General features: G+C 62.0%; 18 protein-coding genes. 4 read left to right on the forward strand and 14 right to left on the reverse strand.

What is annotated here, in order from left to right:
- The first annotated feature begins 271 nt into the window (after nucleotides 1-271).
- Nucleotides 272-1,339 carry a GDP-mannose 4,6-dehydratase gene (gene gmd / locus KKP04_RS05550; RefSeq protein ID WP_215027783.1) on the forward strand — a complete coding sequence of 356 codons (1,068 nt, stop codon included), beginning with the start codon at nucleotides 272-274 and terminating at the stop codon, nucleotides 1,337-1,339.
- A gap of 520 nt (nucleotides 1,340-1,859) precedes the next feature.
- Here gmd and KKP04_RS05555 read toward each other — a convergent pair.
- The 7 genes from KKP04_RS05555 to KKP04_RS05585 all read right to left on the reverse strand — a co-directional run bounded on the left by KKP04_RS05555 (nucleotide 1,860) and on the right by KKP04_RS05585 (nucleotide 7,850).
- A complete protein-coding gene (locus tag KKP04_RS05555; protein WP_215027785.1) occupies nucleotides 1,860-2,126 on the reverse strand; it encodes a hypothetical protein in 267 nt (88 codons plus the stop codon).
- Nucleotides 2,127-2,311: 185 nt separating this feature from the next.
- The gene (gene yidD, locus KKP04_RS05560) at nucleotides 2,312-2,635 is read right to left on the reverse strand and encodes a membrane protein insertion efficiency factor YidD (protein WP_215027787.1); all 324 of its coding nucleotides are present in this window, start codon (nucleotides 2,633-2,635) and stop codon (nucleotides 2,312-2,314) included.
- 3 nt (nucleotides 2,636-2,638) lie between these two features.
- Nucleotides 2,639-4,069, reverse strand: coding sequence for a trypsin-like peptidase domain-containing protein (locus KKP04_RS05565; protein WP_215027789.1), 1,431 nt, complete (start codon nucleotides 4,067-4,069; stop codon nucleotides 2,639-2,641).
- 182 nt (nucleotides 4,070-4,251) lie between these two features.
- Nucleotides 4,252-5,199 (reverse strand): protease modulator HflC, encoded by a 948-nt coding sequence (hflC, locus tag KKP04_RS05570; protein ID WP_215027791.1) that lies wholly within the window; start codon nucleotides 5,197-5,199, stop codon nucleotides 4,252-4,254.
- Nucleotides 5,196-6,323: an FtsH protease activity modulator HflK gene (gene hflK / locus KKP04_RS05575; protein ID WP_215027794.1), complete on the reverse strand. Its 1,128-nt coding sequence runs from the start codon at nucleotides 6,321-6,323 to the stop codon at nucleotides 5,196-5,198. Before hflK ends, hflC begins: the two co-directional genes overlap by 4 nt.
- A gap of 199 nt (nucleotides 6,324-6,522) precedes the next feature.
- Nucleotides 6,523-7,059, reverse strand: coding sequence for a dihydrofolate reductase (locus KKP04_RS05580; protein ID WP_215027796.1), 537 nt, complete (start codon nucleotides 7,057-7,059; stop codon nucleotides 6,523-6,525).
- A complete protein-coding gene (locus KKP04_RS05585) occupies nucleotides 7,056-7,850 on the reverse strand; it encodes a thymidylate synthase (RefSeq protein ID WP_215027798.1) in 795 nt (264 codons plus the stop codon). Before KKP04_RS05585 ends, KKP04_RS05580 begins: the two co-directional genes overlap by 4 nt.
- A gap of 299 nt (nucleotides 7,851-8,149) precedes the next feature.
- Between KKP04_RS05585 and KKP04_RS05590 the strand changes: the two genes are divergently transcribed.
- The gene (locus KKP04_RS05590; RefSeq protein WP_215027800.1) at nucleotides 8,150-8,527 is read left to right on the forward strand and encodes a cytochrome c family protein; all 378 of its coding nucleotides are present in this window, start codon (nucleotides 8,150-8,152) and stop codon (nucleotides 8,525-8,527) included.
- A 189-nt stretch (nucleotides 8,528-8,716) separates the two neighbouring features.
- On the opposite strand, the gene KKP04_RS05595 is transcribed toward KKP04_RS05590, so the two are convergent.
- From KKP04_RS05595 to KKP04_RS05625, 7 genes are all read right to left on the reverse strand, one after another.
- Complete coding sequence (locus tag KKP04_RS05595) at nucleotides 8,717-8,974, reverse strand: hypothetical protein (RefSeq protein ID WP_215027802.1); 258 nt, start codon at nucleotides 8,972-8,974, stop codon at nucleotides 8,717-8,719.
- A 100-nt stretch (nucleotides 8,975-9,074) separates the two neighbouring features.
- Nucleotides 9,075-9,605 (reverse strand): TspO/MBR family protein, encoded by a 531-nt coding sequence (locus KKP04_RS05600; RefSeq protein ID WP_371818710.1) that lies wholly within the window; start codon nucleotides 9,603-9,605, stop codon nucleotides 9,075-9,077.
- Nucleotides 9,602-10,795 carry a geranylgeranyl diphosphate reductase gene (locus tag KKP04_RS05605; protein WP_215027804.1) on the reverse strand — a complete coding sequence of 398 codons (1,194 nt, stop codon included), beginning with the start codon at nucleotides 10,793-10,795 and terminating at the stop codon, nucleotides 9,602-9,604. Before KKP04_RS05605 ends, KKP04_RS05600 begins: the two co-directional genes overlap by 4 nt.
- A 2-nt stretch (nucleotides 10,796-10,797) precedes the next feature.
- Nucleotides 10,798-12,156, reverse strand: coding sequence for a BCD family MFS transporter (locus KKP04_RS05610; protein WP_215027806.1), 1,359 nt, complete (start codon nucleotides 12,154-12,156; stop codon nucleotides 10,798-10,800).
- Nucleotides 12,157-13,041 (reverse strand): chlorophyll synthase ChlG, encoded by an 885-nt coding sequence (chlG, locus tag KKP04_RS05615; protein ID WP_215027808.1) that lies wholly within the window; start codon nucleotides 13,039-13,041, stop codon nucleotides 12,157-12,159.
- Nucleotides 13,042-13,165: 124 nt separating this feature from the next.
- Complete coding sequence (gene ppsR, locus KKP04_RS05620; RefSeq protein ID WP_215027811.1) at nucleotides 13,166-14,611, reverse strand: transcriptional regulator PpsR; 1,446 nt, start codon at nucleotides 14,609-14,611, stop codon at nucleotides 13,166-13,168.
- 23 nt (nucleotides 14,612-14,634) lie between these two features.
- On the reverse strand, nucleotides 14,635-15,339 hold the full coding sequence (locus KKP04_RS05625) for a B12-binding domain-containing protein (RefSeq protein ID WP_215027813.1): 705 nt from the start codon (nucleotides 15,337-15,339) through the stop codon (nucleotides 14,635-14,637).
- A gap of 385 nt (nucleotides 15,340-15,724) precedes the next feature.
- Here KKP04_RS05625 and bchF point away from each other — a divergent pair, with 385 nt between their 5' ends.
- A complete protein-coding gene (bchF, locus tag KKP04_RS05630) occupies nucleotides 15,725-16,249 on the forward strand; it encodes a 2-vinyl bacteriochlorophyllide hydratase (protein WP_215027815.1) in 525 nt (174 codons plus the stop codon).
- Nucleotides 16,246-17,526, forward strand: a complete 1,281-nt coding sequence (locus KKP04_RS05635) for a ferredoxin:protochlorophyllide reductase (ATP-dependent) subunit N (RefSeq protein ID WP_215027817.1) — start codon at nucleotides 16,246-16,248, stop codon at nucleotides 17,524-17,526. Before bchF ends, KKP04_RS05635 begins: the two co-directional genes overlap by 4 nt.
- Nucleotides 17,527-17,528: the final 2 nt, after the last annotated feature.

Raw genomic sequence — 17,528 nt, forward strand, 5'->3', positions numbered from 1 at the left:
GTCCCTCCATGGACGTGGTCGATCCGCATCGCGCCTTCTCAACAGACGACAAATTTTGATGAATGAAAAGTTTGAGGCAAGCAATCTATTTTAACGTAGTAGAGTTGAACTTTCTCTGGATATCGAATAATCGGTTGAGTTCGTAATGATGGGGTATGTTAGCCGCCCTTCCGCGCCTGCCTGGGAAGCCACGACAGATTTGCGCGAAGAGTTGTCGAGGACATACGCTGGCATTGTGACCAAGTGCCGACAGTTGAGGATGTCTTGATTCATGGAAAAACGGGCCTTGATTACCGGCGTTACCGGCCAAGACGGCGCATATTTGACTGAAGTTCTTCTGAAAAAAGGCTACCGCGTCTGGGGCATCAAGCGGCGTTCTTCTTCCTTCAACACGCGCCGCGTGGACCAGTTTTACCAGGATCCCCATATCGGCGACCCGCGGTTCCTGCTGGTCCACGGCGACATGACCGACGCAACGAACCTGATCCGCGTCGTGCAGGAAGTTCAGCCCGATGAGATCTACAATCTGGCGGCGCAGAGCCACGTGCAGGTCAGTTTTGAAACGCCGGAATATACGGCCAACGCCGACGCGCTCGGGCCGCTTCGCTTGCTGGAGGCGATCCGAATCCTGGGCCTGCAAGACAAGGTACGCTTCTACCAGGCGTCTACCTCGGAGCTCTACGGAAAAGCAGCGGAAGTGCCGCAGAACGAGAAGACGCCCTTCTACCCGCGCTCGCCATACGCCGCCGCCAAGATTTACGCGTACTGGATCACGGTGAACTACCGCGAAGCCTATGGCATGCATGCCTCAAACGGGATTTTGTTCAATCACGAAAGCCCATTGCGGGGCGAAACCTTCGTGACGCGCAAGATCACGCGCGCCGTCGCCGCGATCGCGCACGGACTGCAAGACAAGCTCTTTTTGGGGAATTTGGAGGCGAAGCGCGATTGGGGCCACGCCCGGGACTATGTGGCGGGCATGTGGGCCATCCTGCAACAAGATCGACCTGACGACTATGTGCTCGCCACGGGCGACACGCATACGGTGCGCGAGTTTGTGGAGGCTGCCTTCGCTCTGGCTGGCTTCCGCATCGTCTGGCGGGGAGCGGGAATCGAAGAGAAGGGTGTGGACGCCAGGAGCGGGCGAACCTTGATCGAGATCGATCCCTATTATTTCCGGCCGACAGAGGTGGACATCCTGCTAGGCGACGCTTCAAAGGCCCGCGCTGTACTGGAATGGCGGCCGAAAGTCACCTTCGACGAACTTGTCGCGGAAATGGTGGCCGCGGATATGAGAGCCATGCCGCTGGAACGCGAACGCATTGAGCGGCATGTTTGACGCTGTCAACCGACATCCGGAACTGATCGTGCCATTGCATCGGTGCTCAACCGCGAAAGTAAGAAGAGGGTGGCAATGGCTGGACTCAACGCTGGGTCTCGAACTTGCGGATCGTTCCGGGATTGCTGTCTATCGCGAAGGCGGTCGCAGCGATAGGCGAGTGTTCACCCTGACGAGGCGGCGGCTGAAACTGAAGGCAAGCCAGATGACGGTTCCGCGTATGATCGCGCGCAGGGCGCTCCTTGGGTTATTCGAATGACGGACGTGGAACCGCGAAGCGGTCCGGGTCGAGGCCAACGAACGAAGGCGAAGTCCGCAAGAGCCGGATCCGATCAGGTTGACCCGACCTGATCTGTGACCGGCTCTAAACTTCAAAAAGAGACCATTTTACCAATCTGATTGCGGTTCAGTCAGATCGAACGGGCTCCAGTACTACAGTTGCGTATATCCAAAAGATTGCCAAGGATTCCCAAGCGCGTGCGGATCCGACTCGAGCCTTAGCGCGGCCCAGCGCAGCCAGTTACCGGATGGTTTCCCAAACAGCGCGTTTTGTTGGGACGACGCACTTTCCCTTTTTGTAGTGCTTGCCAACGCCGCATTTGCCCGGTGCGGGCTTGACCTTTTTTTCGACGACCGGCTTTGGGCAGTCGCCGCAAAGATACTGCCATAGCGTCCCGCTGAACGTGGTGATGGTATAGGCCTGAACGCATTGCGCGCCGGCCGAGGGAAATGGTCCGGCGCAAGCCATGGCCAAGCCGGCGAAAAGCGCGGTTTTCACGTTACGCATGACGTTCCCCGTTTTATGATCCGTGCGGCCTACAGCCTCGTGCCGTAAATCAGACGCGGAACGACGCTGTAGGTTTCTGTTGTCGATCAGCTTTTCAATCGAGTCCGATTAAACGCAGGCTGATCTAGGATAGGGGAAGAGCGATAATCGCCCGCTAAGGCGACGACGGAAGTTTTACGTGGTTTTCAGCTGCTTATGTGATCGCAGTGAGTTTTCGCGCGTCTGTATTGCCAGACGCGCCATGGCGCCCAGAAAGGGATACGCTTCGCTCGCAAATCGGGCGCGGGATCGTAGCCGGAACTGCCCCAGGGATGACAGCGAAGGATGCGGCCGAGCGTCAGCCAGCCGCCAAGCCAGGCACCATTTGTTTCAATGGCGTCGAGCGCATACTGGGAGCAGGTCGGAAGGTGGCGGCAACGCGGGCCGATGAGCGGCGAGATCGCGTAGCGATAGACGTAGACTGGCGCTTTCGCGACCGCCTTGAGCGCGTTGGTTGGTTGGTTGTCCAACGCCTATTCTTTGTCGAGGGACACGGTCTCGAAGCGGATGGCGCCGCTCGCGTCCCTCACCGTGAGCGTTGCCTCCCGGCGCGAGAGCGCCCTCAATTCCTCAAGGCGTCGGTCAAGTTCGTCGCCTGTGCGCACCGGCGCGTGGGCGGCCTCGATCACGATATCGCCGGGATTGAGATTTCCTTGCGCCACACTGCGGCTTGCGTCCGCCGACACGACGACCCCTTCAGCGTCGGCCGAATGGCCGAGCCTGGCCCGCACATCGTCCGAAAGCGGCTCGAAACCGATCTTGCCGAGCTTCTGCCGCTTGGCCTTCTGCTGCGACGGCTGCGGGGCGCCCGACCAGCCAGTCTCGATCATGCGGCCAACCTTGACCTTGACAGTTTTTTTCTCGCCGCTGCGCTGTATAATTACGTCCGCTTCCTCACCGACGTTGGATTGAGCGATAAATCGAGGAAGCTGGCGCGCGTGTTTCACCGGAATTCCGGCGAACGACAGCACCACGTCGCCTTCCTGCAGGCCGGCCGCCTCGGCGGGGCCGCCCTTGTCGACGCGTGCGATGAGAGCGCCTCTCACATTGTCGAGATGAAGATGCTCGGCGATGTCGTCACTGGGTGTTTGCAGCCGCGCGCCGATCCAGCCCCAGCGAATTTCGCCGTGCTTGCGCAGTTGTTCTACGATGCGCTTTGCCGTGTTCGACGGGATCGCGAAGCCGAGACCGATGCTGCCGCCGGACGGAGAAAATATCGCGGTGTTTATGCCGATGACCTCGCCACGGCCGTTAAAGAGCGGGCCGCCGGAGTTGCCGCTGTTGATCGAGGCATCCGTCTGAAGAAAATCGTCGTAGGGACCTGCATTGATGTCGCGACCTCTGCCGGACAGAATGCCCGCGGTCACCGTGCCCTTGAAGCCGAACGGATTGCCGACCGCAATGACCCAATCCCCGATGCGCATCTTTGAGGAATCGCCGAACGAAACGGGCGTCAAGGGCTTTCCGGGTCTCGGTCTGATCTTCAGGACTGCGATATCCGTCTTGGCGTCGCGCCCAACGATCCTGTCGACCTTTACTTCGGAGCCGTCCGGCAACACAACGAATACTGTCTTGCCGTCCTCGATCACGTGATTGTTGGTGACGATGATGCCACTCGCTTCGATAACGAAGCCAGAGCCGACGGACGTTTTTTGCAGAACGCCACGGCCACGCTTCGGATCCCGCGCACCCTCGCCGCGGCTTCGCCGAGTGCTTGGTCCGCTGAGTTCCTCGGTCACCTGCGCCGATACGCTGACGACCGAATTGCGCACTCGCATGGCGACGTCGGAGAATGATTCGCCGGATTTCATCTCGATGGCGACCACGGGGGAGGCGGCAGCGAAACCGCCGAGCGCCAGAAGGCTCGCCGCAAGGACCAGCCGGAGATGATGGTGGATCGCCATAAGCCTCACCTTAATAGACACGAAACAATGCTGCAAACCGCACCGTGCTCATCGGGTTCCATTCCCCGACGCAGGAGCGGGATCCGGTATCTGCTTAAAGTGAGACATAAAGGCGTCGAGTGCAATGTCTCTGCACTCGACGATAGGTAGTGAAAGGTAATATTTCGTTCTCAACGCTTGATTCAGCGCACCGCGGGCGTTGCCGCAGCGGCGCTGGATCCGGTCTGACCGGCGGGCGATGGAGTCCTCATGGCTTCAGGTGCCGCGCTCATCGGATCGTTGAAGTACCGGAAGAACTCGGACGAGGGCGAGACCACGATGCGGGTCTGGTTGCCCTTGAGCGACTCTTCGTAAGCCTGCATGGAGCGGTAGAAGGCGAAGAAGTCGCGGTCGCGGCCGAACGCGTCGGCGTAGATGCGGTTTCTCTCCGCGTCGCCTTCGCCTCGGGTGCGCTCGCCGTCGCGATTCGCGTTCGCCGTAACCACCGTCACTTCCTTGTCTGCGGTCGAGCGGATGCGCTGCGCCTGCTCCGCACCCTGCGCGCGCAGTTCGGCGGCTTCACGCTGACGCTCGGTCTGCATGCGGCGGAAGATGGCCTGGCTGTTCGCCTCCGGCAGGTCGGCGCGGCGGATACGGACGTCGACGACATCCACCCCGAAACCGCGAACGTCGTTGTTCACGAAAGCGAGCGTCTGCTTCATGAGCCCCTCGCGCTGGTTCCGCACGAGATCGATGAAGGTTGCTCGGCCGAGCACGCTGCGGATCGTGGAATCGACGATGGCCGTGAGGCGCTGCCGCGCGGCGATCTCGTTGCGGAACGCCCGGTAGAACGCGAGCGGATCGCTGATCCGGTAGCGCGCGAAGGCGTCCACGATGAGGCGTTTCTGGTCGGCTGCGATGACCTCCTGCTCCTCGGTCTGAAGATCGAGGATACGGCGATCGAACTGCACGACCGTCTGGACGAACGGCATCCGCCAATAGAGGCCCGGCTTGTCGATTGCGCGGACTGGCTCGCCGAATTGCAGCACGAGAGCGCGATGCGTCTGCGGCACGATGAACGCGGAGAAACCCACCGCGATGACCACGCCCGTCACAAGGAGAATGAGGAATCCCACAAGCGCGGTTCTCATCGCTGGCCTCCGGTCTGGGTGCGCTGAAGTTCGTTCAAGGGAAGATAGGGAACGACGCCGTTGGTTCCGGATTTTTCATCAATGATGATCTTGTCCATTCCGCCCAGCACGCGTTCCAGCGTTTCGAGATACATGCGCTTGCGCGTCACATCGGGAGCCTTCTGATACTCTTCGAAGACCTTGAGGAAACGCTCGGTTCGGCCCTTCGCCTCGGCCACCGCCTGCTCGCGATAGCCCTGTGCGCCCTGAAGGATGCGCTGCGCCTCGCCTCGCGCTTCCGGTACGACGCGGTTCGCGTAGGACTCCGCCTCGTTTCGCAGGCGTTCCTGATCGGCGCGCGCGGCCTGGACGTCGCGGAAGGCCGCGATGACCTCGCTCGGCGGATCGACCTTCTGCAGGTTCACCTGCGTGATGTTGATGCCGGACTTGTAGCTGTCGAGGGTGCGCTGGATGAGCATCTTGACCGACTCCTCGATGTCCTGCCTGCTTTTCGTGAGGATCGGCTGAATATCGTTCTGACCGATCACTTCGCGCATTGCGCTCTCGGCCACGGCCTTCACGTTGGGGCTCGCGTCGAGAGTGTCGCCCTGATTGCGCACGTTGAACAGATAGGCGGGGGCGTCCTTCACATTCCAGAAAACGTTGAAATTCATTTCGACGATGTTCTCGTCGCCCGTCAGCATGAGGCTTTCCTCATTGCGTGCGGATGAGCGGATCGCGCCGAACGGCCCGGTCGGGCCGCTCGAAAAGCCCACCTCGACGCGATTTTGACGCGTGAACGGAACGACGGTCACTTCCTCGACGGGGTACGGCCATCTGAAATTGAGGCCGTTTGAAAGCTCCCGGTCGAATGCGCCGAACCGCTGAACGACGCCGCGTTCATCCGGATTGATGCGCACCGTGAAGCCGAAATAGCCGATGGCGGCTGCGAGCACAAACAAGAGGAGGCCGATGCCGGCGAAACCGACGCCTCCCGGCACGGCCTGACGCAGCTTGTCCTGACTTCGACGCAGGAGTTCTTCGAGATCGGGGGGAGGCGAACCACCGCCGGCGGGGCCTTGTCCCCAAGGGCCGCCGTTCTGACCGCCCTTCCAGCCTCCGCCGCCACTCTGATTCCACGGCATAATGCGTTTTCCTTTACGATCGGCGGGTTGGCCCGCTTGTCCCCTTACACGGAGACAGAATTTCTTGTTGGTAACAGGGTGTTCGAATGTGCCACCCGTTTGACGATAGATTGTCGATTTCGGGGCAGCCGCCACATTCGGGTGTGGGGCCGGACACACTCGGAAGGTGGTTTGCATATGGCTTCCGGCGTCGCTCGCGTCAAGCGCGCGATGCCCGCTCCAACACCAGATCCGTCAAGGAAAACTCGTCCAGATCGGTCGCCGGCCATTCTTCGCGCGACGCGACTCGCCACTCTTCGGCGGGAGGCGCCTCCCAATAGGCATCGCCGGAAGGGCTGGCGTGAACACGGGCGAGGTGGATACGGTCCGCGTAAGGCAGCGCGAGGCTGAAAATCTCGGCGCCACCGATGACGAACGCCCGCTCGACGACGCGCGCCGCTGCCCGCGCCCGAGCGATGTCGACCGCATCCCCGATCGACGTTGCGACGAACACATCGGGCTGCGGGGAAATGCTCGCCGGATCGCGCGTGACGACGATGGAATCGCGGCCGTCGAGCGGCTTGCCTATCGAGGCGAAAGTCTTCCGGCCCATGATGAGCGGATGGCCCATCGTGAGCCTGCGGAACCGCTTGAGATCGCTTCTCAGCCGCCAGGGGAGTTTGCCGTCGCGGCCGATGACGCCGTTCTCGGCCGCCGCGACGACGAGCGCCAAACTGAACGGGCGATCCTCGCTCATACCGCCACGGGCGCCTTGATCGCCGGATGCGGGGCGTAGCCTTCGAGCTTGAAGTCGGCATAGGTGAAATCGAAGATCGACGTCACGGCTGGGTTGAGGGTCATGCGCGGAAGCGCGCGCGGCTCGCGGAGGAGTTGCTCGTCGGCTTGCTCCATGTGGTTCAGGTAGAGGTGCAAATCGCCGAAGGTGTGGACGAAGTCGCCGGGGCGCAAGCCCGTCACCTGCGCGGCCATCATGGTCAGCAGCGCGTAGGAGGCGATGTTGAACGGCACGCCGAGGAAGATGTCGGCCGAGCGTTGATAGAGCTGGCAGGAAAGGCGCCCGTCCGCGACGTAGAACTGGAACAGGCAGTGACACGGCGCGAGCGCCATGCGCGGCAGGTCGCCGGGATTCCAGGCCGAGACGACAAGGCGGCGCGAATTCGGGTCGGCGCGGATCGCACGAATGACGTCGGCGATCTGGTCGATCGTGCCGCCGCCCTGCGCGGGCCAGGAGCGCCATTGCGCGCCATACACCGGGCCGAGGTCGCCATTCGCGTCGGCCCACTCGTCCCAGATGGAAACGCCGTTCGCCTTGAGATACGCCGTGTTCGTGTCGCCCGCGAGAAACCAGAGCAGTTCATGGACGATGGATTTGAGATGCAGCTTCTTGGTCGTCACCAGCGGAAAACCGGCTTCGAGATCGAAACGCAACTGGCGGCCGAAAAGGCTGAGTGTGCCCGTGCCGGTGCGGTCGTCTCGGCGGGTGCCGTGGTCGCGCACATCGCGCAGAAGGTCGAGATAAGTTTGCATGGCGTCAGAATACACGATTCCCGAAGAGCGAGCGCGGCTCGACCTGATCGGATCGCGCCGAACTCTTCAGAGAGAAAGACGGAAGATGGGGAAACCGGCTGCGTCGATAAGCGTTTTCCAAGACGGCACTTTGTCGCAAGGTCTTCTTATACCTGAATTCTTTTTAATTTTTTCCCTGCCTTGAAACGCGGTAGGCCGTTCCAAATACATCAGGTGTCGTTTAGAATTATTGTGTTTCGGGCATTTTTCTGATTGAAACACACGCCATCAGAGTGACCTTAAACGGTGCAGGTGAAACTATGAAAGCAGTCAAAATCGCTATGGTCGGCGCGGCCCTCGTCTGGTCGGCCACGGCTTATGCCGCCGGCGATCCGGTGAAGGGCGAGAAGGTCTTCAAGCAGTGCAAGATCTGTCATCAGGTCGGCCCGAATGCGAAGCCGGGCATTGGCCCCGTGCAGAACAACGTCGTCGGCTCGAAGGCCGCCTCGCGCCCGGGGTTCAACTACTCGGAAGCCATGAAGAACTCCGGCCTGACGTGGGACGAAGCCACCCTCGACAAGTATCTTGAGAACCCGAGGGGCGTCGTTCCGGGCACCAAGATGGTGTTCGTCGGCCTGAAGAATCCGCAGGACCGCGCTGACGTCATCGCATATCTCGCGACGCAGCACGGCCAGTAAGCCGCTCGCCGAAAAAGGCACCCTTGCGGGTGCCTTTTTTTCTCCGGTGGCTGTCCCCGGCTGCCTTTGTTGGTGGGACCGCTGGCAAGTTCGGCGCGGGTCCGGCTGCACCTCTCCACGCGAGGGCAAGCTTTATTCCTATTCCAAATAACGCGCCGTCCTCCAACGCTTCGCTCGAAGAACGCGGGCTCAGGCCGCCTTGCGAAACCGCCTCACGATGTCGAAGACGTGCGAAATGCCGGCCAGCGTGACGAGCGCGAGCACGGGAAACACGGGCGAAGACTCTGTCCAGGCGAGGCGCACCGCCAGCATGAGGAAAAACCCCGACCCCAGATAAGCGAGATCCGCAGGTATCGCGGAGGCTTCGTTATTTCGCACGCGAAACGCCGCGATCACGGCGGCTTCCAGAACCACGAGCACGAGAATGATGTCGAGAAGCGTCGTCATGGCGTGGTGGCAATCATGGCGCGGTGAGGGGACTGGGAATGGCTGCGGGCGGACGAACGGAGATGAGCGAAGTGGCCGGGCTCACCCGGCCACACGATAGCTACTGCGCGATGATCTGCGGGTTCATTTGAACCACGGTGTAGTTCAGGTAGCCGGCGAACGTCACCCATGCCAGATACGGGACGAGGAGCCAACTCGCCGTCTTCGAGTATCGTGCAAGTATGACAATCGGGATGAACACCGACGCCCAAAGCGCTCCGACTTCGATCAACGCCCAGTCAGGCCTCTGCAAGCGGAAGAACAACGCGCTCCAGAGCAAGTTGAAGAAGGCATTGCTGAGGAACAGGATGACGATCGTCAGCTTGTCGTCGCGGGTGGGTGCCTCGCGCCACGCATAGACAGCCGAAAGTGCTGCCAGCGCGAAAATTATAGTCCAGGCGGGGCCGAATGCCCAATCCGGCGGCTGCCACCACGGCTTGTTCAGCGACAAGTACCAGGAGGAAAGGTCGGTCGTCAGCGCTCCGAGGCCGCCGACCACCATGGCGAGAAGAAATGCGATTCCAAATGGCTTCCAAAACCCCGACCGGGGGCCTGCGAGCGCTTCAGCGGTTTCTGTGTGTGTATACGTCACGTTCGAACCAATCCCAGAAGGTGAGCCAGATCCTTGAAGAAGATCCTAGCATGGGCAACGGGATTCGAGCGAACTAGTTCCTTATGCATATAGGACTGCCAGGTGAGGCGCTGAACGTCCTTGTCCTGGCAAATGTTCACGAAGCGTTCGCGGCGCTTGTCGTTCCGATACCAGAAGTGCTGCATGATTTCGAGCACCCAGAACACCCTGCCATGCTCCTTCATGAAGCGCTTGCGGGCGGTGGCGAGAGCCTTCGCGTCGGCGGTCTTGAGGAACTCGGCAACCGCTTCGGCAGCCAGGCGGCCGCCCAGCAGCGCGTAGTAGATGCCTTCGCCCGAAGCCGGAGCAACCACGCCCGATGCGTCGCCCGCGAGCACGACATCGCGTCCGTTATCCCAGCGTTTCAAGGGCTTGAGCGGTATCGGCGAGCCTTCCCAGCGCAGCGTTTCGGCATGCTCCTCGTCGAGGCCGACATGCTTGCGAAGATCGGCCACGGCCTGACGCATGTCGAAGCCCTTGATCATGGTGCCGGTGCCGATGCTGACCGTGTCGCCATGCGGGAAGATCCAGGCGTAGAAATCGGGCGAGAGCTTGCCCTGATAATAAACGTCGCAGCGGGTGGGGTCGTAGTTCGTAAGCCCGCCGACCGGAGCCTTCACAATTTCGTGATAGGCAAACACCAGCGGCACCTTCTTCACTTCGGGCAGCGCCTGCTTGGCCACTTCGGAGTTTGCGCCGTCAGCGCCGATGACGGCCTTCGCCGTAACGCTGACGTGCTCGCCGTCCGCTGTCTTGTATGTGACGACGGCACGGCCTTTCTCGTCGCGCGCGTACTTCTCGAACTTGCCTTGCCGACGCTCGGCGCCCGACTCCGCTGCGCGGTTCCGAAGCCATTCGTCGAAGGTTGCACGATCGACCATGCCGACGAACCCGCCGTCGATGGGCATATCCACTTCCTTGCCCGACGGGGCGACCATGCGGGCCGAGGTGATGCGCGCGACGAGGCACTCGCCGGGAATGGCGAAATCCTTGATGGCGCGGGGCGGGATCGCTCCGCCGCACGGCTTGATGCGGTGCCCCCTGTCGAGCAGAAGCACATGATGGCCCATGCGCGCGAGATCGTTTGCTGCCGTTGCACCGGCGGGGCCGCCGCCGACCACGATGACGTCGAATGTGTCAAGATCGGTCATTGTCAAACTTGCTCCGGATGGACCCGCAACGGGGCGTTCGTCAGTTGGGAAGGCTCTGGTTCGTGATGCGAATCGGCGGGGGCTTGCGTGGCGGCCGTCAGCCTGAAGGCGAGATATGTGGAAAACGCGAAAAGCACGCCCTGGATAATGAACATGAGGGAGTAGGCAGCGGCAGCCGACCCGAGTGCCGCGCGCGCCACATCGACCGAAGCCGTGCCGATGACGCCGCCAAGCCCGAAGGCCACGGCCTGCGCCGCGCCCCACATGCCCATGCGGACGCCCTCGCGCGAGCCCTTGCCGATATTCGCCATCGAAATCATGGTGCCGATGGCGGCGACCGCGTAGATGCCGTTCGCGATGCCGAGCGTGAAGACGACGCCCGTGAGGTAAGCGGCCTCCGCGCCGAGACCGACGGCGGCAAGCGCGAAAAGCCCGGCGGAAGAGGCAAAGCAGCCGCCCGCCACCCAATATCGCCCGAGAGAGGTGCTCTTCGCGGAGAAGATGCCGATAAGGCCCCCCATCACCATCCCGAGCACGATGCCCGCGCGGTGCATGCCGAAGAGCTGCGCCGTCTCGGCGGGCGTCAGGCCGAAGACCGATCCGGCGAATGGTTCGAGCAGCAGTTCCTGCGCGCTGAAAGCGAGCATGGAAATGAAGATGAATATTGTCATGCGCCGAGCGTCGCGCTCGGACATGACGTCCTTCATCGCTTCGATGAAGCTGTGTGCAGGCTTTTCCTTTGGCTTCTCTGCCCCGTCGACCACGCGGCGCTCGACGCCCCAGATGGCGATGACGGCGATTGCAAACGCGATGGCGGAAATCGCCGCGCTGACGCCGATGAGCCGTTCCATCGAGAACGGCGCGAGCATGTAGCCCGCGAAGCCCGCCGCAAGCGCGGTTCCGCTGATCATCAACGTCCAGACGATGGCGGCGGCGGTTGCCTTGCGCTCGGGCGCGGTCAGCTTGGCGACGAGTACGAGAAGCGAGGTTCCCGCAGCGCCCGCACCGATGCCTATGCCGATATAGGCGAGGACCGCGCAGGCGATGCCAACGGTCGTGTTCGTGGACATGAGCGCGATGGAACCCGCCGCGCCGACGCCCGAGAGCGCGAGCACGGCCATGCCGCCAATGATCCACGGCGTGCGTTTGCCGCCCTTGTCGGAGCCGTGGCCCCAGCGCGGGCGGAGCATCTCGGCGGCGTAATGGATCCCGAACAGAAGGCCGGGCAATGTCGCGGGAAGCAGAAGCTCCACCACCATCACCCGGTTCAGCGTCGAAGTGGCGAGCGCCACAATGCCGCCGAGGGCCATCTGAACGAGTCCGAGGCGAACGATGCCAAACCAGCCGAGCGTCGTGGACATTTACATCTGACCCTGCAATAGCGGACGCAATGCGAAAGCGGTGACGAGCATGCCGAGCACATAAAGCGTGGTGCCGGTGGCGTTGTACCAGATGGCCTGCTCGCGCGGATTACCGAGGAAGCGTCGCATCAGCACCAACTGGGCGATGAGCAGCGCCGAGACGATGCCCGCATGCCACAAGCTGTCCCATGAGACGAGAAGGCCGATCACGATCACCTGCGGCAGCGCCATCACGACGCAGGCAAGCCATGCCGCGCTGCGGACGCCGAGTTGCACGGGCAGCGAGCGGACGCCCATCTTGATGTCGCCCTCGACGGACTTGAAATCGTTCAGCGTCATGATGCCATGGGCGCCGAGGCTATAGAGCAGCGCGACCGTCAGGATGCGCCAGTCGGGCAGCGCGGCGGCGATGATGGCGGCTGCCGTGATCCAGGGCAGCCCTTCATAGGCCAGCCCGCAGGCGAGATTGCCCCACCAGCCGTTCTGCTTCAGGCGGAAGGGCGGAGCGCTGTACATCCACGCGAGGATGAGGCCGAGCGTCGCCGCAGCGAAGCCCCAGACGCCGAGCGTGGTCGCTAGGATCAGCGAAAGGATCGTCCATGTGACGGAGATATAGAAGCCCCAGTTTCCGGGCAGCCGCCCGGACGGGATTGGCCTGTTCGGCTCGTTGATGGCGTCCACGTGGCGGTCGTACCAGTCGTTGACGGCCTGGCTCGTGCCACAGACCATGGGGCCCGCGAGCAGCACGCCCGCGACCACGATCTGCCAATTGCTGCCGAAGCTGAAGCCTGAAGAGATCAGTCCGCAGCCGAAAGCCCACATGGGTGCGAACCACGTTATGGGCTTCATGTATTCGAGGATGGTTGCAAAGTCGGGCCGGTTCATGGCCGGACACTAGATTTTACATCGGCGCCTGTCAATTTGGGTTTACAGGCTGTGTCACAGATGAGGCAAAAAAACTTTTCCGGCTAAAGCTTGTCTGAAGAGCCGATCCGTCGTCTGGCGCGCGCTACTCGCCGCTACCTTCCGGTTGCAGGTCGCCGAGCCCGTAGCGACGAAGCTTCACATAAAGGCTCTGGCGGGAGAGTCCCAGCATCTCGGCGGCCGAGGCTCGGTTGTCGCCGGTCAGCTCAAGCGCAGCCTCGATACAAAGTTTCTCGATGAGGTCGCTCGATTCGCGCACGAGGTCTTTCAGCGAGACGCGGCCGACAAGTTCCGTAAGCTGATCGACAGAACGCGCGAGATTCGCTGGCCGCGCGGCCTTTTGCTGGGCGGCTCGTGTGGCGGACGAGCGGATGACGAAGCCGAAACAGGGCTGTTGTCCGTTCGGCACGGAGACGGCGGATACCTCGACATCTTCAAGCGAGCCGTAGGCGCCGTTCACGATGGTCGGGAACCCGCGCACCGAGCCGTGTTCGCGCAAGTTCGCCATCAGGACGTTCATGTCGACGCCGGATCGCCCGAGCCAGTTTTCGAGCGCATGGCCCTGCGCCTGCTCGGGATTGGAAAGCTGCGCGAGATCGAGGAACGCCGTGTTGGCCGAAAGCACGCGCCCATCGGCGTCCGTCATGACGAAGCCTTCGGGCAACCTTTCGAGGATCCTGTCGAGGGTGCCTGTCTTGCCGGACCGACATTCGCAGACATCGGCATCGACGGGGGCAATCCGCGCGAGGATGAAGGCGCTGGCGCCCTGCCGGAAGAACGAACTGGAGAATGTGAAGCGGCGGTCGAGGCCGGAGAGACGCACGACGACATTGTCGCCGACGCCCGTTGAGCGGACCGTAGCCAGCAGATCCTGAAGCGCGGAAGCATCGGCGGGGTCGACGAGGTCGACGAGCGTCTGCGCGGCGAGCTTCTTCGAGGATTCGCCGATCAGCGTCTGCGCGGCCGGGTTCACCTCGGTAATGCGCCCTGACCACGCGTCGGCGATGACGATGGCCTCGGATGCGATCTGGAACAGAAGCCGATAGCGAAGCTCGGACTGCCTGAGCCGGGCATAGTCACGCTCGATTGAAAGCTGCGCGTCGACGAGTTGCTGCTGGAGACTTGCAAGCGCGCGAAGGTCGCGTCCGAACGCGACGATGCGGCCGTCCGAGCGGATCTGAAGCGCGGAATAGCGCATGGGAACGAGGTCGCCGCCCGGGACAGTGTGGTTGACTTCGCGCCAGCGCGTGGGAATCTTGAGCGCGGCCTCGCGAAGCAGTTCCTCGACCTTGTGGCGGCTTTCCGGCGTCACGGTGTCGACCCAGGGCACACCGATCCATTCGCCGAAGCCGGCGTTGACGAGGTCATCGCTGCCGACCGCGATGTCCCTGACGATGCCGCTCTTGTCGACAACGAGCGCGACATCGGCCGCGGCGGAAATCAGCCTTGCGATGACGCTTGGGTTCAAGGAACCAAGCGACTTCTTCGGTGACTGAAACGGGTTCACAGTGCGAGAGACCAGGATCTCCATTGTTGCGCCAATATCCTCTCGCCTCACTGATTGCGCAGAGGCTTGTGCGCGAGCAAAGCCCGTGCATGCGAAACAGCCATGCGCCCATCGAGTGCAAACGCATCGGCTCCGACCCGCCCCACCAGATCAGGCTGCTGAAGAAACGCTGCGCCGCCTACAAGCACGCCTATATCGCGGTTGCACGAGTGCCGCCGGACGCTTCGGATCAGTGAAGCAAGCCCATCCAGAAATCGCTCTGAACTGAGAGAAAATCCGGCGACGGCGAACCATTGCCTGCCGACTAAGTGGGTAATTTCATCGCCCGAGTCAATCTGCCCCCCGTACACATCCCAGCCATCGCGACGAAAAAAAGATTCGACCACGAACAATCCCAGTGTGTGCTGGTCTCCGGGCGCCGATGCAAGGAGTGCGCGACGGCCGTGATGCCAGACATGAGCGTTGCACTCGAAGGAAACAGCCCGTGTGCGCAGGAGTTCCCGAAGACGCGAAGCCGCGATCGTGACTTGGGTGAAGCCGCAGCGGTCGGATTCCCAGAGATGACCGAGACGAACTGCCGCAGGCCCGAACAAGCCCAGAAGGATGGCCTCCGGCTCATGGCCGTCGGCGCGGCAGCGGTCCACGAAGGCGGCCGCGCCCACCCCGTTGGGGGACAATAAAAGAGCGGTGAAGTGCTCGATGTCGCCGGGGGTGAAGTCTGCTGTCTCAGCCTGTGAAGGCTTCGTGGGCATGCCGGCATGAAGAGCAACAAGAAGCCGTGAAATGGTCTCACCCTCTCATCGTTTGGCAAGTGGTAAGGTCCGAACCGCGACCGGTTGGCCGCGCCATCGTGCGCTTCACGCGAGCTTGCCTTTTCCTCCTGCCAGCGATAAGTGACACGATCTTCAGGCCCCGGGAATGAAAACCCGGCCGCAACCGCTCGTGCCGATGGATTGAAACCTGGACGAGGCTTAAGCTGAAGGGACACCGTTCATCAAACGAGTTCCAACAGCCGCCAGCGCATCGTTTCATTGCGACACAGCTTAAGGTAACTGTAAATTGGACTTTACGTCAAGTTTTGTTGACAGTCCGTTGAGACCGGTTCTAAATGCCACCGACATGATGTGGGGATAGCGCATGCAACAAAAGCTGGGCAAAAAACCGCGACGCCCGCTTTATACGCCTGAAGAACGCATCCGCCGCGACGCCTCTCCCTGGACGATCGTTCAGGGCGTGCTCGCGCCATTGCAGTTTCTCGTCTTCCTGGTCAGCCTTGCGCTCGTCGTCCGCTTCCTCGCGACCGGCAACGGCGAATATGCGGCGACGGTGTCCATCGTCGTCAAGACGCTCGTCCTCTACACCATCATGATCACCGGTGCGATCTGGGAGAAGAAGGTCTTCGGGCAATATCTGCTGGCCCCGGCCTTCTTCTGGGAAGACGTGATGAGCTTCCTCGTCATCGCGCTTCATACCGCCTATATTGCCGCCCTCATCTATGGGGTGTTCGACACGCGGACGCAGATGTTCATCGCGCTTGCGGCCTACACGGCCTATGTCGTGAACGCGGCGCAATTCCTTCTCAAGCTTCGCGCCGCCCGCCTCGACGAGGCAAGAAAGGCCGCCGAAATGCAAGCCGCAGTCGAGCCGGAGATGGCGCAATGAGCATCAAAGACGCCGCCGACGACACCGGTTGTCAGGACCGGCAGGTTCGTCATGAACGCGGCCAGCGCGCCGTTTTCTGCGGGCTCACCAGCATTGTCTGGCTGCATCGCAAGATTCAGGACGCCTTCTTTCTTGTCGTCGGCTCCAGAACCTGCGCGCATCTGATTCAGTCGGCCGCCGGCGTGATGATCTTCGCGGAGCCGCGGTTCGGCACCGCCATCATCGAAGAGCGCGATCTCGCGGGCCTCGCCGACATGAACGAGGAACTCGACCGCGTGGTGAATCGGCTGCTCGAACGCCGCCCGGACATCAAGATGCTGTTTCTCGTCGCTTCCTGCCCGTCCGAGGTGATCAAGCTCGATCTCGACCGCGCGGCGCAGCGGCTATCGGCCGACTTCGCGGGCCGCGTGAGCATTTTCAGCTATTCCGGAAGCGGCCTCGACACGACTTTCACGCAGGGCGAGGACACGTGTCTCGCGTCGCTTGTGCCGGCCCTGCCCGAAGCGAAGTGTGACGCCGCGCGTTCGCTTATGGTTGTCGGCACACTCGCCGATGTGGTGGAGGACCAGTTCGCCCGCCTTTTCCGCGACCTCGGCCTCGAAGATCTGCATTTCTTCCCGCCGCGCGACAGTCAGCATCTGCCGCCCGTCGGCGAGAATACGCAGTTCCTGCTTGCACAGCCGTTCCTGACGGAGACCGCGCGCACGCTTCAGCGTCGTGGCGCGCGGCACATCCCGGCCCCGTTTCCGCTCGGCGAGGAGGGAACGACGGGCTGGCTGCGCGCCGCCGCGAGGACGTTCGGCGTCCCCGACGAGCGCTTCGAAGCCGTCGTCGCAGCGCCGCGCGAACGCGCCAGGCGCGCGCTCTCCGCGCACAAGGCCAAGCTCGAAGGCAAGTCCATCTTCTTCTTCCCCGATTCTCAGCTCGAAGTGCCGCTCGCACGCTTCGCCAGCCGCGAACTCGACATGACGCTCGCCGAGGTGGGCACCCCCTACCTCCACCGCCAGCATCTTGCCGCCGAACTCGACCTGCTTCACAAGGATGTCATTATCTACGAGGGGCAGGACGTGGAACACCAACTCGACCGCTGCCGCGAGGCGCGTCCCGATCTCACGGTTTGCGGCCTCGGCCTTGCCAACCCCCTCGAAGCCGAGGGCTTGGCGACAAAGTGGTCGATAGAGCTTCTATTTACGCCGATCCAGGGCTACGATCAGGCTGGCGATCTCGCGGAGCTTTTCGCGCGGCCGCTCAATCGTCGCGCGCGGCTGGAGGTTTAACG

The sequence above is a fragment of the Rhodomicrobium sp. Az07 genome (genome assembly GCF_018619475.1).
In the GTDB taxonomy this organism is placed as follows: Bacteria; Pseudomonadota; Alphaproteobacteria; order Rhizobiales; family Rhodomicrobiaceae; genus Rhodomicrobium.